General features: G+C 48.2%; 19 protein-coding genes. 8 read left to right on the top strand and 11 right to left on the bottom strand.

Annotation, left to right across the window (positions count from 1 at the left end; translation table 11 throughout):
• The first annotated feature begins 109 nt into the window (after positions 1-109).
• Entirely contained in the window at positions 110-1,084 is a 975-nt protein-coding gene (locus P364_RS0123450) for a ring-cleaving dioxygenase (protein WP_024632487.1), read from the top strand.
• A gap of 109 nt (positions 1,085-1,193) precedes the next feature.
• Here the strand turns inward: P364_RS0123450 and P364_RS35595 are convergent, their stop codons facing one another.
• The 3 genes from P364_RS35595 to P364_RS0123465 all read right to left on the bottom strand — a co-directional run bounded on the left by P364_RS35595 (position 1,194) and on the right by P364_RS0123465 (position 3,899).
• Entirely contained in the window at positions 1,194-1,436 is a 243-nt protein-coding gene (locus tag P364_RS35595; protein WP_024632488.1) for a hypothetical protein, read from the bottom strand.
• Positions 1,437-1,606: 170 nt separating this feature from the next.
• The gene (locus tag P364_RS0123460; RefSeq protein WP_024632489.1) at positions 1,607-2,452 is read right to left on the bottom strand and encodes a hypothetical protein; all 846 of its coding nucleotides are present in this window, start codon (positions 2,450-2,452) and stop codon (positions 1,607-1,609) included.
• A 169-nt stretch (positions 2,453-2,621) separates the two neighbouring features.
• The gene (locus tag P364_RS0123465) at positions 2,622-3,899 is read right to left on the bottom strand and encodes a methyl-accepting chemotaxis protein (protein ID WP_024632490.1); all 1,278 of its coding nucleotides are present in this window, start codon (positions 3,897-3,899) and stop codon (positions 2,622-2,624) included.
• Positions 3,900-4,222: 323 nt separating this feature from the next.
• Here P364_RS0123465 and P364_RS0123470 point away from each other — a divergent pair, with 323 nt between their 5' ends.
• On the top strand, positions 4,223-5,656 hold the full coding sequence (locus P364_RS0123470) for an aspartate ammonia-lyase (protein WP_024632491.1): 1,434 nt from the start codon (positions 4,223-4,225) through the stop codon (positions 5,654-5,656).
• Between the two features lie 159 nt (positions 5,657-5,815).
• Here the strand turns inward: P364_RS0123470 and rpoN are convergent, their stop codons facing one another.
• Together rpoN and pruA are read right to left on the bottom strand one after the other, a co-directional pair.
• Entirely contained in the window at positions 5,816-7,123 is a 1,308-nt protein-coding gene (rpoN, locus tag P364_RS0123475) for an RNA polymerase factor sigma-54 (RefSeq protein WP_024632492.1), read from the bottom strand.
• Between the two features lie 122 nt (positions 7,124-7,245).
• Positions 7,246-8,793 (bottom strand): L-glutamate gamma-semialdehyde dehydrogenase, encoded by a 1,548-nt coding sequence (pruA, locus tag P364_RS0123480; protein ID WP_024632493.1) that lies wholly within the window; start codon positions 8,791-8,793, stop codon positions 7,246-7,248.
• A gap of 242 nt (positions 8,794-9,035) precedes the next feature.
• Between pruA and P364_RS0123485 the strand changes: the two genes are divergently transcribed.
• Positions 9,036-9,959, top strand: coding sequence for a proline dehydrogenase family protein (locus tag P364_RS0123485; RefSeq protein WP_024632494.1), 924 nt, complete (start codon positions 9,036-9,038; stop codon positions 9,957-9,959).
• A gap of 555 nt (positions 9,960-10,514) precedes the next feature.
• Entirely contained in the window at positions 10,515-12,266 is a 1,752-nt protein-coding gene (locus P364_RS0123490) for a sigma-54 interaction domain-containing protein (protein WP_328285972.1), read from the top strand.
• A 77-nt stretch (positions 12,267-12,343) separates the two neighbouring features.
• Here P364_RS0123490 and P364_RS0123495 read toward each other — a convergent pair whose 3' ends face one another.
• From P364_RS0123495 to P364_RS0123500, 3 genes are all read right to left on the bottom strand, one after another.
• Positions 12,344-14,413: an nSTAND1 domain-containing NTPase gene (locus P364_RS0123495; RefSeq protein ID WP_024632496.1), complete on the bottom strand. Its 2,070-nt coding sequence runs from the start codon at positions 14,411-14,413 to the stop codon at positions 12,344-12,346.
• Positions 14,414-14,845: 432 nt separating this feature from the next.
• Positions 14,846-15,037 (bottom strand): hypothetical protein, encoded by a 192-nt coding sequence (locus P364_RS37425; RefSeq protein ID WP_152532743.1) that lies wholly within the window; start codon positions 15,035-15,037, stop codon positions 14,846-14,848.
• A gap of 70 nt (positions 15,038-15,107) precedes the next feature.
• Positions 15,108-16,778 carry a PucR family transcriptional regulator gene (locus tag P364_RS0123500; RefSeq protein WP_024632497.1) on the bottom strand — a complete coding sequence of 557 codons (1,671 nt, stop codon included), beginning with the start codon at positions 16,776-16,778 and terminating at the stop codon, positions 15,108-15,110.
• 190 nt (positions 16,779-16,968) lie between these two features.
• Between P364_RS0123500 and ald the strand changes: the two genes are divergently transcribed.
• Entirely contained in the window at positions 16,969-18,102 is a 1,134-nt protein-coding gene (gene ald / locus P364_RS0123505; RefSeq protein ID WP_024632498.1) for an alanine dehydrogenase, read from the top strand.
• 145 nt (positions 18,103-18,247) lie between these two features.
• On the opposite strand, the gene P364_RS0123510 is transcribed toward ald, so the two are convergent.
• Entirely contained in the window at positions 18,248-19,165 is a 918-nt protein-coding gene (locus P364_RS0123510) for a PD-(D/E)XK nuclease family protein (protein WP_024632499.1), read from the bottom strand.
• Positions 19,166-19,438: 273 nt separating this feature from the next.
• On the opposite strand from P364_RS0123510, the gene P364_RS0123515 reads away from it, so the two are divergent.
• A complete protein-coding gene (locus P364_RS0123515; protein ID WP_024632500.1) occupies positions 19,439-20,122 on the top strand; it encodes a serine/threonine protein kinase in 684 nt (227 codons plus the stop codon).
• A gap of 124 nt (positions 20,123-20,246) precedes the next feature.
• Here P364_RS0123515 and P364_RS0123520 read toward each other — a convergent pair whose 3' ends face one another.
• Positions 20,247-21,134, bottom strand: coding sequence for a helix-turn-helix transcriptional regulator (locus P364_RS0123520; protein ID WP_024632501.1), 888 nt, complete (start codon positions 21,132-21,134; stop codon positions 20,247-20,249).
• Positions 21,135-21,264: 130 nt separating this feature from the next.
• Here P364_RS0123520 and P364_RS0123525 point away from each other — a divergent pair, with 130 nt between their 5' ends.
• Both P364_RS0123525 and P364_RS0123530 read left to right on the top strand, forming a co-directional pair.
• Complete coding sequence (locus P364_RS0123525; RefSeq protein WP_024632502.1) at positions 21,265-22,152, top strand: sugar phosphate isomerase/epimerase family protein; 888 nt, start codon at positions 21,265-21,267, stop codon at positions 22,150-22,152.
• 76 nt (positions 22,153-22,228) lie between these two features.
• Positions 22,229-23,284: a Gfo/Idh/MocA family protein gene (locus P364_RS0123530; protein ID WP_024632503.1), complete on the top strand. Its 1,056-nt coding sequence runs from the start codon at positions 22,229-22,231 to the stop codon at positions 23,282-23,284.
• A gap of 295 nt (positions 23,285-23,579) precedes the next feature.
• Here P364_RS0123530 and P364_RS0123535 read toward each other — a convergent pair whose 3' ends face one another.
• Positions 23,580-24,899: a glycoside hydrolase family 125 protein gene (locus P364_RS0123535; RefSeq protein ID WP_024632504.1), complete on the bottom strand. Its 1,320-nt coding sequence runs from the start codon at positions 24,897-24,899 to the stop codon at positions 23,580-23,582.
• Positions 24,900-25,193 lie beyond the last annotated feature (294 nt).

Genomic DNA, 25,193 nt, shown 5'->3' on the forward strand with positions numbered 1-25,193 from the left:
AAATATCTTTATGTTAAGATAAATTCAAGAACTAAACAAACTAAAAGTTAGTAACTTTCTTAACGAAAATATTATAGAAATAGAATTAAACCATCAGGAGGTATTTATAATGCAAATCAAAGGACTTCACCATGTATCTGCACTCACTGCACACGCCGCTGAGAACTATCGGTTCTATACCAATGTTATGGGGCTGCGACTGATCAAAAAAACAGTCAACCAGGATGATGTCTCGGTCTATCACCTCTTCTATGGAGATGAAAAAGGGAATCCGGGTACCGAGCTTACCTTCTTTGAAATTCCGATGGCGGGACAGACACGCGAAGGCCTGAACAGCATCTCAGCAACGTCCCTTCGTGTGCCTAGCGATGCAGCCCTTACGTACTGGCAACAGCGGTTTGACGAATTTGAAGTCCCTCATGGAGAAATCACTGAACGCGGTGGACGCGCTACTCTCGCGTTTACGGACTTTGAAGGACAACGTCTGATTCTCGTCTCCGATGAACACAATACAGGTGTTGCAGGCGGAAAACCGTGGGATCAAAGCCCTGTGCCTGCTGAGTATGGCATTGTCGGCTTAGGTCCGATTCATCTTACCGTTAGAGATGCATCCCTCACCACTCCAGTCCTTACCGAACTGCTCGGCTTCCGTCGAAAAGGAACTTATCCTGCTTTTGTCGCTGGCCAACCCGATGTGCTCGTCTTTGAATCCGGTGAAGGTGGCAGCGGCTCCGAGGTGCATGTCGAAGAACGAACTGACCTTGCTCAGGAACGCCCGGGACGTGGCAGCGTGCACCATGTGGCCTTCCGTGTGGATAATGAGGAAGAACTGAAGCAATGGGTGGAACGCGTGCATAACTTCCGGTTCCCGAACTCTGGTTTCGTAGACCGTTTCTACTTCCGCTCCCTGTATTTCCGTGAACCTAATGGTATCCTGTTCGAGCTTGCAACTGACGGTCCCGGCTTCGATACGGATGAAGAACTGGCTCATCTTGGCGAGTCCCTGGCTCTGCCACCATTCCTTGAAGGTCGCCGGGCAGAGATTGAATCCAGACTGAAACCATTGGATACCATGATTAGATAAACAACGCAGACATCATAGAAAAAAATAAACGATTATCGCTGTGCATCATCCCGAGAGACCCGGCTGATGCTCCAGACGATAATCGTTTTTCAGGTTCCATAAAGTCATTTTATTTGGTCAGATAAGATGTAGTCAGGGGTACAAACAAGGAAGAACCAGGCGTCTCTTCCACAATCTCTACAACCACAAAATCCGTTTTGGATACATCCACATCAACACCAATCAAACCATCTTCCGCAGCAAGCGATACAGATTTCAGGGTTGTATTATTGCCATCCATGATTTTAATTTCCTGGGAACCACCTACTGCTGCCAGCTCCAGATGTAATTTGGAATATTTTTTCTTCGTCATGATTTGGAAGCTAAAATTATTGGAATACCTTCTGTATTCGGACAGCACAAAATGAGGCTAAAGTTTCATTATTTTTTCAGCCTCACTCGGTTCCCTGTGTCATTAAGACAATGGGGGTATATTTTTTTGTCATAACTACCCGTAATTCCGCTCTTCGCTAATTAATCAATTCAATCAAAAGATTCATAATACTCCTCTTCATACTCTTCCGTGCTGTACTTCAATTCAACAGCCTGCCACTGACCATCCTTAAATTCATAGGTAAAGTTCAGATCGCCGTCATATAAACCCATACCGTATGCACCGGATGCTGACACCACCAACTTGCCATTCTCCACACTGTAATAAACAACACCGCCGAACTTGAGCTCCTCGTTATACACTCCCTCGCTTGTGTCTTCCTCCATCAGAGAAGGCTCTGCATGAACACCATCAACGGTAACGTTGATCGTAACCTGACCTGGTGTAACACTGACTTTCGAATTTACATGCTGCTTCACAATCTCAACCAACGATTGCATCTTCATCTCTTCCAACGTATTTGGATCGATAATATGAGCCTCGCCCAGATAGATCCCTGTTCCATGACCGGCTGTAAACAATACAACTATTTCCTTCTGGCCATCTCCATTCAGATCCAGTTCGTGTACTTCCGGTTTGTAAGAGCCGCCTTCTCCCTGCCACTTACTGAATTCTCGTTTCTTGCCGTTCACTTCCAACACCATTCCGTTGTATATATATCCAGAGCCTTCGACTTTCATGGGGTATAGTCTTACGTTCTCATTTTCCGGAGCAACCGAAACGTACTCTCCCTTAACAGGGATCGATTCCTTCGTTGTAAACGCTGCTTCATTCATTGTTTCCATATTAGAGGCCGCGACCGCTGAGGTCTGGCTGGATTGATCATCTATGTTAAGCTGTTTTTGCGATTCATTCATGGTTCTGGCAGACGACGTTGTACTAATCGTAGCTACCGCCAAAATAATCATCAGCAGGATACCTGTCCAAGTTTTCAATATGCTGGGCTCCTTAATCTGTAGTGGAATACTACCATTATATCTTCATTTATCGCCCAAGCGTTGCGAATTTGTTAATGTTTCATAAAAAAATCTTTACATATTTCAGTTTTTACGAAAGAATGTTCGGCTTTAACCATAATAAGCAAAAAAACACCCCGGAAACAGCTCAAGGCTGCATCCGAAATGCTTTCGTTTTGTCCATTAATCGATCTGTTAACTGTCTTAACTCTTCTGCTGAGGATGAAATCTCCTGCATGATTGCCGTCTCTTCATGTGCCGCATCCATAATCCGTCTCGCCTCATCCGAGAACGATCCGGCTTTCCCCTGAATCTTCTTCACATGACCATGCGTCTGTTCCACACGGCTGGTCTGCTCCCCAATTTTGGCTCCGATTTCATGAGCGCCCTTCATAAACACTTCCACCGTACCTGTAAGCTCCTGTAACGTCTGATCAACAGAGATCGTGCGCTCGGATTCGTTCACAACCAAACCGTGCTGTTCATGAATCAGTTGAGCTGTATCCTTAATTCGCTGCTGTACGCGGCTGATCAGCTCATTAATCCGATGCACCGATTGTTTGCTCTCGTCTGCCAGCTTGCGAATCTGCTGTGCCACCACAGCAAAGCCCGCTCCCTCTTCTCCCGCACGTGCAGCCTCAATGGAAGCATTCAAGGCAAGCAGCCCTGTTTCCTCTGCAATGTTTTTGACGGATTGAGTAATGGCTTCAATATCCGAGGCTTCCTTCTCGAGCAGCACCATGATGTCACGGGAACGATTGTGGGATTCCGTCAGCTCGTCCATTCCTTTCATCAGAGAAGAGAAAGTTTGCTTCGTATGATCTACCGAGCGTTCCATCTGGCCGGACATCTCTGTCATACCGATCGACTGACTGTGCATACGCTGAAAATCGTTCAACATTTCATCTGCTGTAATCAGCGACTGATGTGAAGTCGTTTTCTGCTCTTCCACACCCACCGCAATATGATCCACCGCATCAGACATCATCTCGATCTGCTCTGCTGCCTGGGCGATTGCTTCACTGAGTGACTGTGCGTTCTGCGAGGTAGTGCGTGTACTATCTGTAATATCGTTTACAATACTTCTCAAATTGAAAACCATTACGCGAAAAGCATCATATAATACAGTAATTTCATCCTGTGTACGCCGCTCTGGAACTTCAGCCGTCAAATCCCCCGATGAGATTTGTTGTGCCGCACGGGACAAATGTACAATTGGACGAGTCAACCAACGGGAGGCAAACCAGCCCAGAATCGCGTTCCAGCACACGCCCATGATAAGTACGATGGAGATGTACAGCCAGCTTGGCATAGAGAACGAGAGCCAGTCCTGGAGGAAAAATATAAAAAAGCCGCTAGTTCCGTACGTAATCAGTGAAATCAGTACCAAACCTGCGACGGTTTTTGCGCCTAAAGTCCATTTCATTTTCACACCTCATAGTCCTTTTTTCCTATTTTACCAATAGATAACCAAATTACATGTGATTTAGATCACTGAAAACGACAAATTGATCATTGTGTAAAGGTTCATGCATGACTTCATTCCAGTGGAGCATAATGGATAAGACAACAATGCCCGAGTTGAGTTGAGAATCGTTTTGCCAAGGTGATATCCTGAATTTAAATTATTTATCGGCAAGAAGGGTGAAATGATTTAGCTTGGCATCCATTTTGCTTAAATGATATACTGAGTGCGCTTCGGCATTGCCGGAGCTGACCTATTTTTGGATGCCACTGGAGGCGAACGAAATGTCTACAATGTCCACAAGGACGGAGAAAGATTTTATTGGAGAAAAAGAAATTCCTGCTTATGCTTATTACGGAATACAGACGGTTCGGGCTGTAGAGAACTTCCCGATCACTGGCGTTCCTGTACACCGGGAGCTGATTACAGCTCTGGCTGCGGTGAAAAAGGCTGCGGCAATCACGAATATGGAGCTGAAGATGCTGCCACGCAAAATTGGCGATGTCATCGTCATGGCTGCGGAAGAAATGATGAAAGGCCATCATCTGGATCATTTTATTGTTGACTCCATTCAGGGCGGTGCAGGCACCTCCATGAATATGAATATGAACGAAATTTTGGCCAATCGTGGACTGGAGCTGTTATTGCAGAACAAGGGTGACTATTTCCACTGTAACCCGAATAACCACGTGAACATGTCCCAATCCACCAATGACGTAATCCCAACTGCACTGCGTATTGCTGCGTATCGGTTGTCTGAAACGTTGCTGGATACGATGAAACGTCTGCAAGATGCATTCCGCAAAAAAGAACAGGAATTCAACGACGTAGTCAAAGTAGGCCGGACACACCTTCAGGATGCTGTGCCTATTCGCCTTGGACAAGAGTTCGGTGCTTATGCACGCGTTATTGGACGTGATATTGAACGTCTCGAGTTCGCCAATCGTCGCCTGCTCACCATTAACCTTGGAGCGACGGCTGTAGGTACAGGTCTCAACGCCAAACCGGAATACATTGTCAAAGTCACGGAGCATCTGTCTGATGTGACAGGATTGAATTTGCAAACGGCTGAGGACCTCGTGGATGCCACACAGAATACGGATGCCTATCTGGAATTGTCGGCTGCTCTGAAAGTATGTGCTGTCAGTCTGTCCAAAATCTGTAACGATATTCGGATGATGGCTTCCGGTCCACGTGCAGGATTCAATGAGCTGCGACTTCCACCACGTCAGCCTGGTTCATCCATTATGCCGGGCAAAGTGAACCCAGTTATGGCTGAAGTGATCAATCAGGTATCCTTCCAGGTTATGGGGAATGACCATACGATCTGCATGGCCTGTGAAGCTGGTCAATTCGAATTGAACGTCATGGGTCCGGTTATCGCGTTCAACTTGTTGCAATCGCTTAAAATCATGAACAATGGCATCGACGTCTTCACTCGTTATGCCGTTGAAGAGATGGAAGCGAACCGTGAGCGTTGTGCGTTAATCATGAAGCAGAGCTTCAGTGTAATTACAGCGCTGAATCCGCATCTTGGCTATGATGTGGCAGCTTCCATTGTGAAGGAAGCACTGAAAACCGGGAACACCTTGCAGGAGATTATTCTGGAACGGGGTCTGCTGACACCGGAAGAACTGGAAGAAATTTTGCACCCGGAGCAGATGACTACTCCAGGGATTGCAGGCGAGCACTTCCTGCGTAATATGGAACGGTTGTAGGCTGTTTAAGTCCAACGAATGAATATACACACTGACTCTCCGATGACAGAATAACCTTATGATCACTGTTAAATAAGAACGAGCAACCCCCGCAAACCGAGTTCACGGTCTGCGGGGGTTGCTCGTTTATACGTTATGTTGTGTAAATGAACCACAGGGTCATTTACCCCAACGTTTACGTTCAAGTGAAGGCAAAATCTGAAGCTCTTCCCTGTATTTCGCAACGGTTCTACGGGAGATAACGATACCTTCCTTCGCGAGTAATGCCGTGAGTTGACTGTCCGAGTATGGGCGTTCCGCACGTTCAGAACGAATCAGCTCTTTCAGTCTGAGCTTCACCGCCGGCACAGAGGCCATCTCTCCGTTCGTTGTTTCAAGACCTGAGGCAAAAAAAGCCTTGAGTTCAAATACACCATGCGGAGTCTGAACATATTTGCCAGTGACCGTACGGCTCACCGTCGACTCATGCATGCCGATGGCCTCGGCAATAACCGCCAGATTGAGCGGCTTCAAACCGGCAGGTCCTTCACGCAGAAAAGCTTCCTGTTCAGTCATGGTCGCAGCCAGGACACGCATCAGCGTTCGTCGGCGCATGCGTACGCTGCGAATAATTGCTCTTGCCTCAGCTGCCCGACCTGACCAGACCTCGTCAGCATCAATTTCCCTGATCCAGCGGCAACAAGCTTCGTTCAGGGATACCCGCGGCACACCCGCCGAGTTTAAACGTAGTGAAACTTCATTGTTCCTTATTTGCACAACAGCATCGGGTATGATGTAATGCGGACGTTCCGTACACCCCATGGATCGGCACGGTTTCGGGTCCAAACGGGAAATATAATCATAGGCTGCCTGAGCCTGCTGTGAAGTAAGCCCCAGCCTTGTTCCCGCCCTGCCCGGATGGAAACGAACCAGTTCCTCCAGACCTTCATTCACCATATGCTCCGCATGCTCGTTACCCAAAGGATCACGCCTAATCTGAAGCAACAAGCATTCACGCAGATTGCGTGCGCCCACACCTGCAGGGTCTAACGACTGAAGGATATCCAGAGCTGCTTCAGCCTCCGGCATGGATACCTCCCTTGCCGACATAACCTCAGTCAAATCCATCGTCAGATAGCCATCCTCATTGACACAGCCAGCCAAAAATATAGCTGTTTTCTCCAAAGAAGGCGGAAGACTCTGCAACCGAAGCTGGGATATTAATAGATGTTCCAGGGTAGGTTCGGCCCCTTTTACCTGTAACAGCGGATCATGAGAAGAGAAACTCCCCACATGTAATCGTCGGGAAAGACGGGTGCGCAGGGCAGAGGGCTCTTCTAGCTCAAGCACCGGGTTTTCTTCTGCTGCCTCCTGCAAATAACGAGCCAATTCCTGACCCGACAAGGTCAGCAGATGAATGGATTGCTTCATCTCCGGCGTAATGGATAATCGAATACGCGCCTCCTGCACCAACTGAAATCCTAACATCCGTCTCCCCCCTTAAGTGCTGCTCAAGCAACTCCAGTAAACTGACGAACAAAGACTATTTTTAGGAAATGATAGCATAAAAACCAAGCGATTGTCAGCGGGCCCAAACCCTATTTTTCAACTTAATATTTCTCCGATACCAATTTCGCTTGGGTGAACAGCAGCAAGTAGTCTCTACCACCTGCCTTGGAATCGGTCCCCGACATGTTAAATCCGCCAAATGGATGTGTACCCACCAGTGCACCTGTGCATTTACGGTTAAAGTACAGGTTACCCGCAAAAAATTCCCGTCTGGCTTGTTCTAGATGTTCTCGATTGCGCGAGATTACCGCACCCGTCAGGCCATAATCGGTATTATTGGCAATATCCAGTGCATCCTCGAAGGATTCTGCCTTGATAAAAGCCAGCACCGGTCCAAAAATCTCTTCCTGCGAAATCCGTGCCTGTGGATCCACATCGGCAATAATAGTGGGTACAATGAAGTATCCTTCTTCGTTCCCTGTACCCCCACCGAGTACAAGGCGACCTTCACTCTTGCCGATTTCAATATATTCCGTGATCTTGGCGTACGCCTTGTCATCGATAACCGGTCCTACCTGGCTGCCAACTTCAAGCGGACTGCCCATGCTCAGCTGCTTGGTTCGTTCAATCACTTTTTGCAATACCTCGTCATATACATCTTTATGAATAATGGCACGGGAACACGCGGAACACTTCTGTCCGGAGAAACCAAACGCCGAAGCCGTAATCGATTCCGCAGCCAGTTCCAGATCACTGTCGCTATCCACAACGATCGAATCCTTGCCGCCCATTTCAGCAATAACCCGTTTAATCCATTTCTGTCCTGGTGCGGAGCGTGCTGCACGTTCATTAATTCGCAGACCAACATCTCTGGAGCCGGTGAAGCTAATAAAACGCGTGAGCGCATGGTCCACCAGATAATCGCCAACCTCATTGCCTGGTCCTGGCAAATAGTTTACTACGCCATCCGGCACACCCACTTCTGCAAGCAGCTCCATGAATTTGGCGGCAATCACCGGAGTTGTGCTGGCTGGTTTTAATACAACCGTGTTGCCGGATACTAATGCTGCCGAGGTCATGCCCGCCATAATCGCGAGTGGGAAGTTCCATGGTGGAATGACAACCCCCACACCAAGCGGAATATAACTCAATTCATTATCTTCGCCTGCAATTCGTGTGAGCGGTTGCGGCTCACTCAGACGCTGCATCTCACGGGCATAAAACTCCATAAAATCAATCGCTTCGGCTGTGTCTGCATCCGCCTCCGGCCATGTTTTGCCTGCTTCATATACCATCCAGGCGGAAAATTCATGCTTGCGCCGCCGCATGAGCGCCGCTGCTTTGTACAAATAACGGGCACGTTCATTCGGGTCCGTATGCTTCCAGGTGTGGAATGTTTCTGCAGCGGTCTGGATTGCCTGCTCGGCAAGTCCCTGATCCGCCTGATAGATCGTTCCGACGACCTGATTTTTGGACGCAGGGTTTACGGAGGATAACGTACGGGCGCTCGTTATTTTTAGTCCGCCGATAATAATAGCGTATTCCTGGCCTAGTTCAGCCTCCACCTTGCGAAGCGCGTTCTCAAAAGCTTCCCGGTTGGCCGGGACTGCAAAGGATGTGAATGGTTCGTTAACAAAAGGGATATTCATGAATGATTCCTCCTTCAGATGTGGGGGTTCGCTGGCTGTTTGCCTGAGTTGTGCCATGCATTTTACTCATCACCCAATATATGTAGCAAGATCCGTGCCAACTCCGGTTGAAGAATGAATATTTTTTGCGGAAAATATTTTTTCAAAGTACCGCCCGTTTTTTTCTGTGCAGATCAACCTTGGCATGATTATTGCTTGATAACTTTGTTATAAAGAAGCATGATCCATAAGGAGGAAACCCGATGAGTATCGGAACGGAAATGTACCGTAAAACGCTGCTAACCGTCGCAGGTAATAAAGCTGTGGAGAATCTCTCCATCAAATACGGCAAAAAGCTGGCTGGCAAATTTATCGCAGGCAATACACTGGAAGAGGCTCTCGAAGAGATTCGGGTACTCAACAACAAGGGCATTATGGCTACACTGGATCATCTGGGTGAGGGAATTACTCATTTAAAAGAAGCCGCGTTGTACCGGGATGAGTATGTACGTCTGGTGGAAGGCATTGCCCGGCAGGGTGCAGACTCCAATGTCTCCCTAAAACCAACTCAAATGGGACTCGCGCTGGACCCTGAAGAGGGATATCGAAATATACGTGCGGTTGCCACTCAAGCGAAGCTCCATAATCTGTTTGTGCGGATTGATATGGAGGACAGCCCGTTCACCCAAGCGACTTTGGATATTGTGCGCCGTTTACATTCGGAAGGACTGGATAATACAGGTACTGTGCTGCAAGCCTACTTGCATCGTACCGTAGAAGATACACGTGATATGATTCGGGAAGGAATCCGGCTGCGTCTGGTCAAAGGTGCTTACAAGGAACCTGCATCCGTAGCTTATCAGAACACTTCCGAAGTGATTGATCAATTCAAAACGATGATTCGCAATCATCTTGATCAAGGCGTATACACTGCGGTTGCTTCACATGATGACCACATTATCACCTGGACCAAGCAATACGCGAAGGATCGGGGAATTTCCCCGGATGCGTTTGAGTTTCAAATGTTGTACGGTTTGCGCATGAGCGAACAGGAACGCCTGGCGAGGGAAGGATATCGTATTCGTTGTTATGTTCCCTACGGAACCATGTGGTACCCATACTACACCCGTCGTCTGGCCGAGAAACCAGCAAATCTCTGGATGGTGCTGAAAAACATGTTCAGATAATTTTCCAGCTGGGTCAACATATATAAAATACAACGATAAGAACAAAAACCATGCTGCCACCTTCTTTGAGGGCACATGGTTTTTTATAGTTGCAAAGCATCCCGGAGCATCCCACTTTTTCTTTTCCTCGGCTCAACTCTTAATGTCTAAAAAATGAACATCCCCAATTTAAAATGTCTAGTTTTCTGTACACCCCTTTTGGTGTTCACAAGTGAACTTCACTCATTCGGAACCTAATTGCCCGGAACTGCCACATAGAACATTCTGGCTCTGCCCGGTATTATGGAGTGAAATAAAAGAGTACAGTCTCATTATAAATGTCAGTTTTAATGACTCGCATCTAACCTAAATTCCTGATTCGTCAATACGAATTAACAATTATTCCTAGACTATAGAAATGAAAGCGTATTATAAAATTGAATAATCCATCCTCCTCTCTTCCACCCCGATAACATGTATGCTTCATGTCAAAAAATATATACACACTTCATTTGGAAAGCTATAATATGGATAACCATCATTATTCCAATCATTTCATTTGCAGACCACTTGTATGTGGCTCATGTAACAGGTTTGGTTTCCGAAAGTTATGCTCTAGCTGAGGTGATTCCGATAAAACATTTACTTCCAGATTTGATGTCCTTATTACGTACAGATATGAGTATCCTGGATTCGGGACTCTGCATGACCGTCATCCCTTCAACAACAGAGCTGGTAGACGCCATCCCGCTATTTAATACCAGCCCTTATCTGTTAATTCAGGATGATGGACCCTCGTTGGGCTATATCGCTGTATCCGATGTTCTGCAAGAAATGATGCATGCTCATCGACTTATGGAAGCTTATTTCGAGACAACACTGGAGACGGCAGGCTCAGCTCTGACATTGATTAACGAAGATGCAAAGGTGACCTACTGGACATCGGGTGCGGAGCATGTTTTTTCAATTAACAAAAAAGATATCATTGGGAAACCGGCAGCGGATTTCTTTCCCCCTGATCGCCTCCAATCGCTCAAAACGTTATATACTGGGGAAACCGTGTACCGAAAGCAGCACCAGCCAAGACCTGATCTGTTCGCCCTGATTAATGCACGTCCGGTGCAGCTCGATGGACGCATTGTAGGTGCAGTTGCCGCCGAAGTGGATATAACAACCGAAATTCGTCTTCATCAAGAGTTATTACATATGACATCCAAAGTTCAGCATCTGGAGAAAGCCGTTGCCCGTCTACGCCCGGATTCCGATCCGTTCGCCAGAATCAAAGGCAGTAGTCCAGTGATTAACCAGTGTCTGGAAACTATTCGCAAAATCAGTACCACCTCAGCTACCGTGCTCATTCTCGGAGAGAGCGGAACGGGGAAAGAACTATTTGCCAAAGCCATCCATGACCTGCGTGAACCACAGACAGCGCCATTTATCGCCATTAACTGTGGAGCTATTCCTGGTTCATTATTTGAGAGTGAGTTATTTGGCTACGAGAGGGGGGCATTTTCAGGGGCTGATCCCAAAGGAAAAAAGGGGAAAATCGAACTCGCCGAAGGCGGCACGCTCTTTTTGGATGAAATAGGCGAAATGCCGTTGGAACTTCAAGTGAAGTTACTGCGTGTATTGCAGGAGAAAAGTTACTTCCCTGTTGGAGGTACACGCATGAAACAGGCAAATTGCCGCATTATCGCCGCAACCAATCAGAATCTGCTGGGCATGATTGCCCGCAATCAGTTCCGGGAGGATCTCTACTATCGATTGAATGTCATTAATCTCGTCATCCCTCCCCTGCGTATGCGTAAGGAAGACATTTACGAGCTGACACAGACCTTCCTGCAAGAGTTCTCCTTACTCTATAATCGTCATATTGAACTCGTTCCTCCCGAGGTGTTCAAGCTGCTATTTCACTATAACTGGCCAGGCAACGTACGAGAATTAAGAAATGTGATTGAGCGAATCACCATTCTCACCACGGATGGCGAGGTTAAGCCTGAATATCTCCCTGACACCTTCATTTCACCCATGGAGCAGGAACCATCCATATTGCAGGAGACGGTGCAGCTGCATTCACAGCCTGAGCTGAAATCGAGCTTGTCTCCTATCTCCAGGAGCACGGACACATTTGCCGCATCCGATAAAAGCGTAATAGACGAATCTACGGATTCTTCCAACCTATCCTATCAACAGAGGTTGGACATCTACGAGTCGGAGCTCCTGCTGCAATATCTGAAAGCCGCCCGAGGCAACAAAAGAACGCTTGCCCGGCAGCTTGGCATCTCCAGAGCCACGCTCTATAACCGCATGAAGAGGCTCGGTCTATGACCAGCCTCTTCTTTCTTGTCGTTATAATGCATGATCCAGCGTATTGTTAAGCCTCGATGAGAGATTCTTTCTATTCCCTATAGCACTCTCGCCAGTCGTATCAAAGCGGCTCGCAGATGCCGATAGAATGTGGCCCGACTCATCGAGCATACCTCTGCTGCGGCAGTTGGATTGCCATCATGTGTCCAATAGGCCGCGTATAACAGCATCTGATCTTGCTGGGAGATGCCATGAATTCGGCCCTCCAGCAAATCCAGAATATGCTTCTGTAGATGAATTCCATCCGTCATACCCTTCACTCGCGCTGCGTACTCATGCAATTCTCCGGGAGAATGCAGATGAGTCAGCATTTTGCGCACATCCTGTTCGGACCAGGGTATCCGACTCTCGCCAGATGTCCTCTGTTGTAACCGGCTGCTCTTCATATCCAGACCCAGAAGGGACATCACCCAGTCACCGAATTGTCCACTGCGCAAATCCAGATCCAGCACACTTGCCTGATCTGCATACAGGTCACATAAACGTGTACGTGCTTTTCTACTCCGAAAACCAATACTCTGCAAAAACAGCTTCAGATGCGGATTAGTCGCGACCAGTATGACTCTAGCCCCTTCTCCAAGCAGTGACAACCGATCCAGCGACATATAACCCACCAGTTCCTCACGTTTGTAGCCCGGTATATCGTCCCTTGCCGCAGCGAGCACCGCAAAGTGAGTATCCGTCTGATTCGGATCGCAATCCAGCTCTTCCGGTGTGAAACATTCCTGCATTTCGGCCGGAAAATAGTTCGACAGTATCCCGCTGCTCTCCCGGTGCACGAGCACCGTAATGAACATCGCGATCGGCTCGCCATCCTGGTCACGCATCAATACAATCCCCTCAGGATAACGGTGTGCAAGCTCATCCAAAAAAGCAGGATAAGATGGCGCCTGCCAGGGCTCTACACTATACTCACACCACTGTCGGAGCAATTTGTGCAACGCAGGCAAGTCCTCCGCTCGCATCACTTCCATTGGAGAGAACAGTGAATCAGCCGAGACATCAGCGTACTTTCGGTGCTGGAGCATGGATTCCTGACACAAAAGGAGCATTTTTCGGGTGATCTGGCGTCTCTCATGTGGACCCGCCTGTTCATGGAGCGGCTTGAGCAGCTCCGCAATTCGTACACGAATGGCTTGCAGACGCTGTGGTTCACGTTGACGAAAATCCCGAAGCAGATGTACTCTGGCCATATCATGCAGCGCCAGACCATTAGGACCGGAACGAATGAACGACATACGCCTCAGGACGTTGTATTCTTCAAGCGTTACCTCTGTTTGCAGCACGGATGCCAGCAATTCCTGGTTCGCTGTTTCCAGCAGAGTTAATACCTCAACCATCGGATGCAGGCGGGGAAGCGTCAATTCAAGCAGCAATCTGGCGCTAATCATTTGTGACAATTCAGTCCAATCGGAAAGGGGAAAATTCCTGCGCTGATCTGCTGCCTCCACGGCAAGTGCCAATCCAAGCGGATGCCCATCCGTCATACGTGCAATCGTACCAGCCATGCTCTTGTTTAATGACCCTGCACCTGCAATATATTCAGACACTTCTTCACACGTAAAATGCTTAAGAGGCATCTGCACGAGGCGCTGCTGCAACCTTGGATGAGTCCTCCACGCTGAAGCAGGCTCCGGTCGTGAGGCCAGAATGATGAGTACGCCGTATAACGGGAGCTTGGATACGAAAACTTCCATAAACCAGCTCTCCAGTAAAGCCAGCTCTTCATAATTATCCACAGCAAGGACCAGTCGCCTCTGTACTGAAGTTTCATTCAGAAGGCTTAATGGCCGAGGGTTACCGTCACTACCCATGGTCTCCAGCTCCAGTGTAGAGGACAAATATTCCAAAAAGACCGACGGTGTCGAGCCACAGGATCTGCCATCCATCCATATGGCGGTCGCTCCCTGGTTGCGAGCAACGGATAACATCTCGGACAGTAAAGAGGATTTACCAATCCCCCCCATGCCCGTAACTGAAAAAAAGGTTAAAGGTGCTTCCGGATTGCTGAACCATCGGTCCAACATCATCAGTTCCTTGGCTCGACCTACGAAACGTTTTCCATGACCATAATATCTGTCGTTATGAACCTCACTACTGTTTCCCATCAGTGTCCTCCGTACTAGATACTGGTACTTTCGATAACCTTAATTTTCTCCCAAAGTTGAGACTATATTGAGACGCACAGTTACATATGAAGTGATAAAATTTAGTTAAAAGCCAAATTATAGAAAAAACACACAAAACAGCGGTAACAAACATTTAACCGGTTTACATAGACCATTCCCACACCGCTGGATCATCATAATCGATTATTCCGCCGATCGGGCAAACCAATCCATTGGGCATTTTGCGTGATGCAAATTGCTGAAGTCCATGAGCACCAATCCATATCCAACTTCATGCTCCATGCTTCCCTTTCATAACTAATACAGCCCGATATTTAAGGAAAGGCGGATTTGTGTGAGAAAAAATCTCGACATCTGTAATTTGAGCGGACAATTAGGAATCACTCGTGAACAACTTGATGAATGGTTGTGTCAAAGCGGTGTTTCATTCAAAAAGCTGGATACGGGAACTCTTCCGGAGCGAAGTTCCTCGCCATATCGCTTGGCCTCTCCTACCTCGTTATCCCTTGCACCTTCCTCCGGCCACCCCAGACTGTTTCGCGGCCGCCGTCCTGCTTCTAACACTCCCGTATTACCAAGAGCATTACGACTCTCTCGTCGCATCAGTAAAAATTGCTAGACTGTGCACATCTTTCAATGATGCACAGTCTGGGCTTTCTTCCAGCCTGGTCTATCAAGATGGAAAATCCTGTTCCTCCTCGATCATAGCATGAGCAAGCAGTGCCATCTCCAGGCAGATTCTTCTCTCCTGATCCATAAAGTCAGGTCCCATTAATTCTTCTAATTTCTCCAATCTATTGTACAAGGTCTGTCGATGTATGAACAATTGGGCAGCCGCATCCCGCTTGGAACCGAAGTTTTGTAGAAAGGCATCCAATGTCTCCACCAACCTTAGATGGTGTGTCTGATCATATTCAATCAGAACACCCAGATGGTCATTCACAAAAGGCTGAAGGAACGATTGGGGTAATGCTTTTAGCATTTGATATATACCCATGTGTTCGTAAAAATGAATACGTTCCAGCCGATCTATGGATCGCGAAACCTCGATGACCTGATATGCTTCCCGCAGACTGTCCGGCATGCCTGTTAAACGGTTGCGCACCTTGCCAAATCCGGCATGAATCACTACCTGCTTCAGGTTGCGACTCGCAAATCGCTTCACATCACCAACAATGCTTTCCAACGATTTTACCAGTTGTTTTCGTGTGGATGTCTTGCTCTCCTCCTTGGCACAGCATACATATACCTGATTATTTTTCAGCATGATGAGGCTGGACAGATTGTTCTTTTTGAGCAAGGAACGCAGCAGCACCAGAATATCCTGATGGTTGGTTTCCATACGCTCACGGCCGATCCCTTTCAGACGGTGCTCCATCTCAATAACCCCGCCTGCAAACCAATACTGTCCCTTCACAAGCAGACGGAGTCCCATTCGGGTCTGGGCCTGCTCCTCATGCAGAATGTTACCGTTCATCAGATCCTGGAGCAGCTCATTCTGGTTGCGTACCATCTTCTCCTCCAGAAACTGGGAGCGTAAAGTCAGTGCCGCAGCTGCCTTCGCTGTATAATCAAGCAATAGCTTGAGATACTCGACGGGTGCTGAAGGATGTACAACCATGCCGACAGCCGAAAAAACCTGACCAAAACATACGACCGGGTGACACAGTAACACCTGCTCCTCATCCAAATGGAACCATAACTCGGTGTCTGAATCATTAAGATCCAGATGCTCGACCTCCTGCTCATACCATGTGTAGATCGCTTGCTGCGACTCCGAAGGCAGCTCCGGCACAAAACTGCCCGGTTCCATGGACGAAATATACACCACCGGCTTGGCCGCGTATTCATGCAGAAGGTTAAGCACAGCCGACATGTCTGTGCTCTGTAATGTTCGCTGCTGAAGCTGACGGGAATAGGTTTCCAGGCTCTTTAGCAGCTGGTGTTGATGATTAATAAGCAAAGCATGAATATCTTGCGTAATCTCAACGAACCGGACCGGTTGCTCAAACACGATAAGCGGGAATTGATGCCTGTCAGCCAGTTCAATCAATTCTTCGGGGATGCCATGAATGCTCGTGCCAAACTCCACGCATAGCCCGGCAGCTTCGCTCCGAATTAACTGGAGCAGATATTCTTCACGCCCTTCTTCCGATTGAAGCCATAGTCCTGTGGATAAAATAAGATCATGAGGACTTACAAATGGAGAGACATTCGTGATCTCCAACACATGGACCCATCCGACCTGACGGGATGTTCCCTCTATCCCCGCAGCAAGCCGGGCTTTGGCAAAGACGGGGCGAGCCAGAATATCCTTTATCGTAAACACGCGGTCATTTCTCAATATCGATCCCTCATAATGTCATTTTTTCTTACATTATAAGCTATGGATAAATGTCCTGAATAGTCTTTTCTCGACATTATGTTGATACGATTCTTCAAAACATAGACATTAGGTAAGGTGCAAATCTGTTATCCAGGTCATAAACTTGTAGTATAAGCTAACAACCATTAAATGGACGAGGTGCATGGCGATGAGAATCGGAATTCCGAAAGAAATTAAAAACAATGAAAACCGTATAGCACTGACCCCGGCTGGAGCTGCTGATTTTGTCAGAGCCGGACATCAGGTCATGATTGAACAAGGCGCGGGACTCGGCAGTGGATTCACGGACAGCGAGTATCAATCGGCCGGAGCGGAGCTTCGGGATACAGCTGCATCCGTATGGTCAGACGCAGATATGATCATCAAGGTAAAAGAACCCCTTGCCAGCGAATACACCTATTTTCGTCCTGGCTTGATTCTCTTCACTTACCTGCACCTCGCAGCGGAGCCTGCATTGGCGAAGGCACTGATTGAAAGCCGGGTAACCGCCATTGCATATGAAACACTGGAGGTCAATGGTACGCTGCCTCTTCTCACCCCGATGAGTGAAGTTGCCGGACGTATGTCGGCGCAAATTGGAGCGCAGCTGCTGGAGAAAACGGAAGGCGGCAAAGGCATTCTGTTATCCGGTGTACCCGGCGTAAGCCGTGGCAAGGTCGTGGTTATTGGTGGCGGCACGGTGGGTACCAATGCCGCCAAAATCGCGATTGGTCTGGGTGCGGATGTGACCATCCTCGATTTGAATCTGAATCGTCTGCGCCAGCTGGATGATATTTTTGGCAATCAGATTCATACGCTGGTATCGAGTCCATCCAATATTGCGGCAGCTGTGGCTGCTGCCGATCTGCTGATCTGTGCGGTGCTGATTCCGGGCGCCAAAGCGCCAACCCTTGTCAGCGAGCAGATGGTTACCACCATGGCACCCGGTTCGGTCATTGTGGATGTGGCCATTGATCAGGGCGGAATCGTGGAGACCATTGATCATATCACGACCCATGATGAACCGACCTACGTGAAGCATGGTGTTGTTCATTACGCGGTAGCGAACATGCCAGGCGCGGTGCCGCGCACGTCTACGGTGGCGCTGACCAACGCCACCATGCCTTACGCGATGCAGCTGGCGAACCACGGTGCAGCCGCCGCGATTCGCGGCAGTTCGTCCATTCGCAGCGCGGTAAACGTGCTGAATGGGCATATCACGTATGAGGCGGTTGCCCGGGATCTCGGGCATGCCTACGTTCCCGCAGGACAGGCGCTGGAGAATACCGCCGCGGTCCAGTAATTTGGAAATGATCATTCCACCCGGCGCCTTGTTGCCCGGCCTGTGGAACGAAATAGAAGCGCCAGTCGGGCAGATCCTGTCCAGGCTGGCGCTTCTTGTTTTTTTTCGAAAAGGGATGAGATCTGAGTAGGCTTCGGGTGGCTCGCTATACTGCACGTTCACTGCACACCTCGCGGAAGTTACAGTCCCGACAGGCGCGGCGCGAAGGCATCGGCGTGAAATAGGAGACGTCTTTGGGACGGTTGTAATACTCATCATCCACACAGGAGTGCATCTCTGCAATATACCGCCCCACGTTCTCCTCCACCTTTAGGATATCCTCTTCCGTTGCCGTAAACTCTCGGTGTGTCCCGGTTAACAGGTACTCCACCCGCAGCTCAATCTGCTCCAGCGGTACCCGGTAATGCTCCCTCACATAGGATGCGTACAGCATCAACTGATCCGAGAAGTCATCCTCCTTGCCCGTCTTCCAGTCCACAATGACAATGTTGCCGTTGCTGCGACGATATAACAAGTCCATCTTCACATACACGCGTGTATCGTGCAGCATCATGGTATCCCATTTCTCAATCTCCAAAATATCCGTACTCGCACGGGACAGGTCCTCCCACGTGAGCGTCTGATACAGATTGCTGACACAGGCCGAAGCTCGCTCTTTAATCGTGGCAATTCGGTCATTCAATGTGTCGTCTCCATAATACATCTCGGACAACATTACCCGGTTCTTGGGGTCCAGCCGCCACTGATCCTGATCCATTGATTCCACATAAGCCTGATTCAGCAGCTTGCGCATCGTCTGTTCCAGAAAGTGTTCACGAGGTTTATCCTTACCTTCCTCCCTGCTGCGTACCGCCGATTCACACATCCGGTGCGCGAGATCACCGAATACAAGGTATAGATTACTGAGCTGCTTCAACCGATACAGACGTACCTGCATCTCATCCGCCGACTCTGCCTTCCAGCCGTTATGGGCTCCGTAATAATGATAATAATATTTGCGCAGGCACTCATCGAACATACTCGCCCGCGACTGCGAATAAGACCACTGCGGGTATTGTGCCATAAGATATTCTGCCTTTCTGTATGCCGGATTTCTGCATGTTTCTAGCATCCCTTAATGCTCACAGTATATAGGAAAGGGCAAAAACGCCGCAAGCACCCTTCCGTTATTTTCTTCTAACCGCAACCGTTTCCGATTCAATGCGTAACGTTTATATAGTAACATCACCAAAAGATGAAATGACAGCGCAGAACGCATACTATACCAAATAGAGTACAGGATTTTGCAATTAGACAGATGAATTGTACAGGCATATCCTAAAAGGAGGCAACACCCATGAATCGACCGGATTGGTTCCAGGCGGAAGAAGCATTACAACAAATCCAAGTCATCGGAAGCGACCGGAATGAGCTCGTGAACATCATAGGCCATGTAGAAGGATTGAATTGCATTGGCACAGGAACGGATGCGGCGGTATTTACGTATGACGGATTGCCGCAGTATGCCTTCAAGATGTACTCAGATCATGCCCTGGACAAACTGGAAAATGAAAAACAGGTTTATGAACAGCTCAAAGGCCTGCCTTATTTCCCTACCTATTATGGCAGCGGCCGGAATATTCTTGTGATCAGTTTTGAAGCGGGAGATACCTTGCTTGAATGTCTGGAAAAGGGAATCCCGGTGCCCGAGCAGGTCATGCTCGATGTAGACGAAGCGCGTGAAGCCGTACGCAGCCGTGGCCTAAACCCACGAGACATTCACCTGAAAAATGTAATTCTCCAGAATGGACGTGGGAAAGTCATCGACGTATCGGAGTATATTCAGGACGGCAATGATAATCGCTGGGAGCATCTCGTCTGGGCCTATCACAACATTTATCCACGGATCAAAGGTACGCCCATATCCCCACGCATGCTGCAAACGATCAAATGGGGATATAATCAACTGGATCAGGCCAATGTCAAAATGGACGACCTCTCCAAAAAGGCTAACCGACTATTCTCCAAATTCATGAAATAAGCATCTTCATAAACAGATCAAGTGTAGTTCTGATATTTATAAAATAAATCCGGATCACCGCCAGAAATGCGCGAGTATCCGGATTTTTGTATGTTCGATGTTGACGATTTTGACGCTAGGACCATTATTTCAACCGCCCCTGGGAGGGGGTCATCCCTTTATATTGTTTATACAGCTTTGTAAAATAGTTGGCGTTCTCACAGCCAACCTGAGCAGCGATCTCGGTAATGGTCATACTGCTCTCCTGCAGCAGCTGTTCGGCTTTTGTCATTCGACACCCGTTCACATATTCCACGAAGGTGCGTCCGGTCAGTTTTTTAAACATTTTGCAAAAATGATACGTGTTCAACCCCACCTGGCCCGCTGCCTCGGTAACAGACATTTTTCCTGTTGGCTCCGCTTCAATCTGCTCAATCAAATGTTTGAATCGCTCCCGATTGGGAAAATAGGATTGGGCTGTTTTATCAGAAAGTTGATGTGGCATAAAGGTTCGCGCAAGCAGGGTGAACAAAGCATGCAGCTTGGACTTCACAATCAGTTGGTAGGCTGGCGGCTGTGACGCCATCTCCTCAATAGCTTCATCCAACAGGGAATAATAGCCCTGACAGGCTACGTCATGCTCCGCTGGTTTTACCGGGAACCTTACCTTTCCCTCCAGATATGGCGCAACATATTTCAAGTGAACGGGATCATGGGTAAAATCATGAAATAATGCACTGTTGAGCACGACTGAATCATAGTTGATATCCCCTTCCTCCAGTGCATACCCGACATGCAGTGCCCCTCCAGGAATGATAATAACCTCACCTGCTTGAGCGACATAGGGCCTGCTGTCGATATGAAATAAAGCACTTCCCTTTCGCATAAAAATCAGTTCAAAGTGTTCATGCCAGTGCAAATATAGAATGCATTCTTCCATTTTCATCCCCTGACAACGATTCTGGAACAGCTGAAATGGATGAGATTTATGGTCAATGCGGGTATTTTCATGAAGCGCTTTCAGATCCAGCATACATTCTCCCCCTTCCCCCACAAGATCAGACTAATATTGCACAAGATTGTATAGAGCCATCCGGCAGACGCCCGGCTATAATGAGTGTGTCACGAAGTACTATAAGCCAATATTGGAGTGAAATACAACCATGAATAATCCGTTACGCATAGGCACCCTCGTAGGTGGCCACGACGCAGTTCGCGTCATTCCACAGATCATGAAACACGGCTTCGAATCCTTCAATCTGACCTTCTGGCAAACGACGGGTGATCTGGACCTCGCCGAAACAGCGAAACGTGTCCGTGAAATCGTCGACGAACAGGGAATTATCATCTCTGCAGTAAGTGTATTTGGCAATCCGCTTACTGGAACCGGGGATAACGCCGACACACTTGCCAGCTGGGAACGGGCTATTGACCATGCCCAGCTCTTCGGAGCGGACATCGTCTCCGGGTTCACTGGACGACTCACCGATCAGCCGATTGACCAATCGATTCCACGGTTCAAGGAAGTGTTTGGAGAACTGGCACGCCGGGCAGCGGACCGGGGTGTGCGCATTGCTTTTGAAAACTGTGATATGGGTGGTACATGGCAGACGGGCGACTGGAACATTGCACATAATCCAACCGCTTGGGAGATGATGTTCGATGCGGTACCCGCTGAAAACATCGGATTGGAATGGGAGCCATGCCATCAAATGTCCAGCCTGATTGACCCTATTCCGCAGCTGCGTAAGTGGGCGCCTAAAGTGGTCCATGTGCATGGTAAAGATGCCACCATCGCCTGGGACATCGTCAAAGAATATGGCGTTCACGGCCCACGTGAATTTGTCTGGCACCGTACGCCCGGCTTCGGCGATACCAACTGGTCTGACATCATTACGATTTTGCGACAAAACGGGTATCAGGGAACAATCGATATTGAAGGCTGGCATGATCCTGTCTACAAAGACGAACTCGAAATGACCGGACAGGTACACGCACTAAGGTATTTAAAACAATGTCGTGGTGGGGATTTTGTGCCAAATCCGGTATAGAAACGACAATTAACTTCGTCTTACATGATATCTATTGCAAGAACATAGAAAATGAAAAGCATAAGGAGATGATAGGATGAGTCATCCTTATCGGGTAGTTGTGGCAGGCTGTGGGGCCATGTCTAACACCTGGGTTGACTACGCCATGCAAAGGCCGGACACGGAAATTGTAGGGCTTGTTGATCTGTATGAACAGACTGCTGTCGCACTCGCTGCACGACACGGCCTTTCCTGTCCCACGTTTACGGATATCAGCGAGGCCATTCGAGCAACCGATGCCAACATCGTATTTGATGTCACCATTCCAGCGAGCCATCACGATATTGCTATGACGGCGTTACAACAAGGATGTCATGTGTTTGGCGAAAAACCTCTGGCGGAATCCTTCTCTGACTGTGAAGACATTGTTCAGACTGCACGCCGTACAGGTAACATTCAGGCAGTGATGCAAAATCGCCGTTTCGATCCGCGCATTCGCGCCTATCGGCAGTTGATTTCCGATGGAACGATTGGTCAGGTCGGTTTTGCAGGGGCAGACTTCTTCCTTGGACCGCATTTTGGAGGCTTTCGCGATCTAATGGATAGTCCACTGCTGCTGGATATGGCGATTCACACCTTCGACCAGGCACGATATATTCTCGGTGCGAATCCGGTCTCGGTCTACTGCCACGAATTCAATCCTCCAGGGTCGTGGTATAAAGGAAATGCGATGGCTTTGTGCATCTTTGAAATGTCGGATGGCTCCGTGTTTAACTATCGTGGGTCCTGGTGTGCAGAAGGTGTGCCTACTTCATGGGAAGCATCCTGGCGCGTAACCGGAGAAAAAGGAACCGCCATATGGGATGGACATGATGACATTTATGCTGAAGTTGTCTCGGCGCAGCATCTGGATGCGGAAGGCAAGCCATCCTTTTTCCAACCGTGTGAGCGGATCGAAGGGCAACAGCCTGTCATGGAAAAAACAGGACATCACGGGTGCCTCGAAGACATGTTCGCAGCGCTGGAGTCCGGGCAACGGCCTGAGACCGATTGCAGTGATAACCAGTTCAGCATGGCCATGGTCCTTGCGTCCCTCGAAAGTGCCCGCACAGGTCAAAAGGTGTTCATTGCTGATTTGATGAAGACTGTATAGTGTTAAGTTCTTTATAACTAACCAAGCCCAAACTGCGAATCTTTTGCAGTTTGGGCTTTTTGTCTGTTTACTCTTTTATTCTAGAAATGATGTCGACAAAAAAATTGTCATGCCATTAGCAAAAGCAGTGCAGGGGACGAAATCGATTCTGAAGAAGCAGCGCGTTCGCCTTTATCACCGGATTTCGACTTTGCAAAAGGCGATCAGGAAATCCGGGGATAACAGCGATCGAAAGAACGATTCGTAACCGGAACGGTTGCCTTGCAGGCAGTTATTTTTTTGAAATTACATCATTTTATAGAATTCCTTTTTTCATTGCTTTGTACACAAGCTGCGAGAATAGGCTGTTCGACCAAGCAAACCATGGCCTTGTGAACGTGTTTGGATCGTCCGAATGAAAGCCTTCATGCATGTACCCGGTACCTGCATCCGTGTTCTCCAGCAGCTCAATCATCTCCAGCATTTCCTTATCATTGTCTGCGGTGAGACCCTGCATGGACAGAGCCATGTGCCAGATGTATCCGGGCGGTGTATGAGGGCTGCCGATACCTTTGGCGACTTGTCCTTCATAATAGAATGGATTTTCCTTACTCAAAATAAAGCGGCGTGTATTCTGGTACACGATGTCCTCGGTGGAAGCATACTCGAAATACGGAATCGACATAAGCCCCGGCGTACCTGCATCATCCATGAGACAAAAGTTGCCGTAACCATCGGTCTCATAGGCATAGATCTGCCCATACTCGGGGTGACGGTAAGTACCATACAGGGTAATCCCGTGTCGTATTTCTTCTTCCAGATGCGCCATCTCGCTGACCAGCTTCTCATCTCGAAATACCCACCTTGCAATCTCCCCCATTTGGCGTAGAGTCACCGCTGCAAACATATTCGCGGGAATATTATAATGAAAATCACATGCATCATCGCTGGGGCGGAAGCCGGACCAGATCATCCCCGTATAGTTTACGGGCATCCCTAATCCTTCGTAACGGAGTGTATCATGGGCTGGACAATTCCGGCGCATGAATCGATATGGGGACCGCTCACCATGACGCTGTTCCGTTTTCCACAGATGTAACACACTCTCCATCACCCTCTTGAAACGCTCGTCAAATATATCCGTCAATTCCGTCTCCCGCCAATACGCATAGGCGAGCCTCATAGAGAAACAAAGTGAATCCAGCTCAAACTTGCGCTCCCACACCCAAGGTGACATCTGCGTCTCATCATTTGCATCCCAATGCCATCCATTAGCCGTTTCGTTGAACGCATTGGCATAGATATCGATGTCCGCATAGAACGTATGCCGTTTGATCAGCCCTCCAATGATCCGTTGCAGTTGTTCGTCTTCCTTCGCGAGCGGAACGTAGTGCATCACCTGCTCCACTGAATCACGCAGCCACATGGCCGGGATATCCCCTGTAATTACAAAGGTTGTTCCATCATCCAATAGCTTTGTCGTCGTTTCCAGCGTGTTGGGAAAACAGTTACGGAACTGCGCCAGCAATCTCGGTCTATGTTGAAGCTGTTCCTCGGCCTCGGCGAGAATGTTCTGCACAGCTTGCGGCAATTCCAGATGCGGCATGGGTATTTTCGGTAATCTGAACTGTTCCATGGATGTCGTCTCCTTTGAGATGAAGTTTTCTCATTTGTTTGCATAGTTTCATTCAACGAATTTTGTCATATTGTTATTTTCGTTATGATAATTTATAATAACATTATTATTTGTAAGTGTACTGTGCCGGAAGATTCTCGTCAATTCATAACGGATGGTTCATTGAAAAAAATAAATTCGATCATATCTTGTATATATAAATTGAACTAAAGAATATTTACACCTGCCACTCGGATGACAGAACAACCTTCCGATCGCTGTTATCCCCAGATTTTTTGGATTGCCTTTTTCAAA

The organism is Paenibacillus sp. MAEPY2 (assembly GCF_000499205.1).
GTDB classification, from domain to species: domain Bacteria; phylum Bacillota; class Bacilli; order Paenibacillales; family Paenibacillaceae; genus Paenibacillus; species Paenibacillus vandeheii.

What these genes read in the sequence shown, in the direction of transcription:
- P364_RS0123485 (WP_024632494.1), top strand. Translation starts at nt 9,036, where the DNA reads ATGAGTATCGGAACGGAAATGTACCGTAAAACGCTGCTAACCGTCGCA.
- P364_RS0123450 (WP_024632487.1), top strand. Translation starts at nt 110, where the DNA reads ATGCAAATCAAAGGACTTCACCATGTATCTGCACTCACTGCACACGCC.
- pruA (WP_024632493.1), bottom strand. Translation starts at nt 8,793, where the DNA reads ATGAATATCCCTTTTGTTAACGAACCATTCACATCCTTTGCAGTCCCG.
- rpoN (WP_024632492.1), bottom strand. Translation starts at nt 7,123, where the DNA reads ATGTTAGGATTTCAGTTGGTGCAGGAGGCGCGTATTCGATTATCCATT.
- P364_RS0123520 (WP_024632501.1), bottom strand. Translation starts at nt 21,134, where the DNA reads ATGCTGGATCTGAAAGCGCTTCATGAAAATACCCGCATTGACCATAAA.
- P364_RS0123510 (WP_024632499.1), bottom strand. Translation starts at nt 19,165, where the DNA reads ATGGCACAATACCCGCAGTGGTCTTATTCGCAGTCGCGGGCGAGTATG.
- P364_RS0123525 (WP_024632502.1), top strand. Translation starts at nt 21,265, where the DNA reads ATGAATAATCCGTTACGCATAGGCACCCTCGTAGGTGGCCACGACGCA.
- P364_RS37425 (WP_152532743.1), bottom strand. Translation starts at nt 15,037, where the DNA reads ATGCGACGAGAGAGTCGTAATGCTCTTGGTAATACGGGAGTGTTAGAA.
- P364_RS0123530 (WP_024632503.1), top strand. Translation starts at nt 22,229, where the DNA reads ATGAGTCATCCTTATCGGGTAGTTGTGGCAGGCTGTGGGGCCATGTCT.
- ald (WP_024632498.1), top strand. Translation starts at nt 16,969, where the DNA reads ATGAGAATCGGAATTCCGAAAGAAATTAAAAACAATGAAAACCGTATA.
- P364_RS0123470 (WP_024632491.1), top strand. Translation starts at nt 4,223, where the DNA reads ATGTCTACAATGTCCACAAGGACGGAGAAAGATTTTATTGGAGAAAAA.
- P364_RS0123535 (WP_024632504.1), bottom strand. Translation starts at nt 24,899, where the DNA reads ATGGAACAGTTCAGATTACCGAAAATACCCATGCCGCATCTGGAATTG.
- P364_RS0123495 (WP_024632496.1), bottom strand. Translation starts at nt 14,413, where the DNA reads ATGGGAAACAGTAGTGAGGTTCATAACGACAGATATTATGGTCATGGA.
- P364_RS0123515 (WP_024632500.1), top strand. Translation starts at nt 19,439, where the DNA reads ATGAATCGACCGGATTGGTTCCAGGCGGAAGAAGCATTACAACAAATC.
- P364_RS0123465 (WP_024632490.1), bottom strand. Translation starts at nt 3,899, where the DNA reads ATGAAATGGACTTTAGGCGCAAAAACCGTCGCAGGTTTGGTACTGATT.
- P364_RS35595 (WP_024632488.1), bottom strand. Translation starts at nt 1,436, where the DNA reads ATGACGAAGAAAAAATATTCCAAATTACATCTGGAGCTGGCAGCAGTA.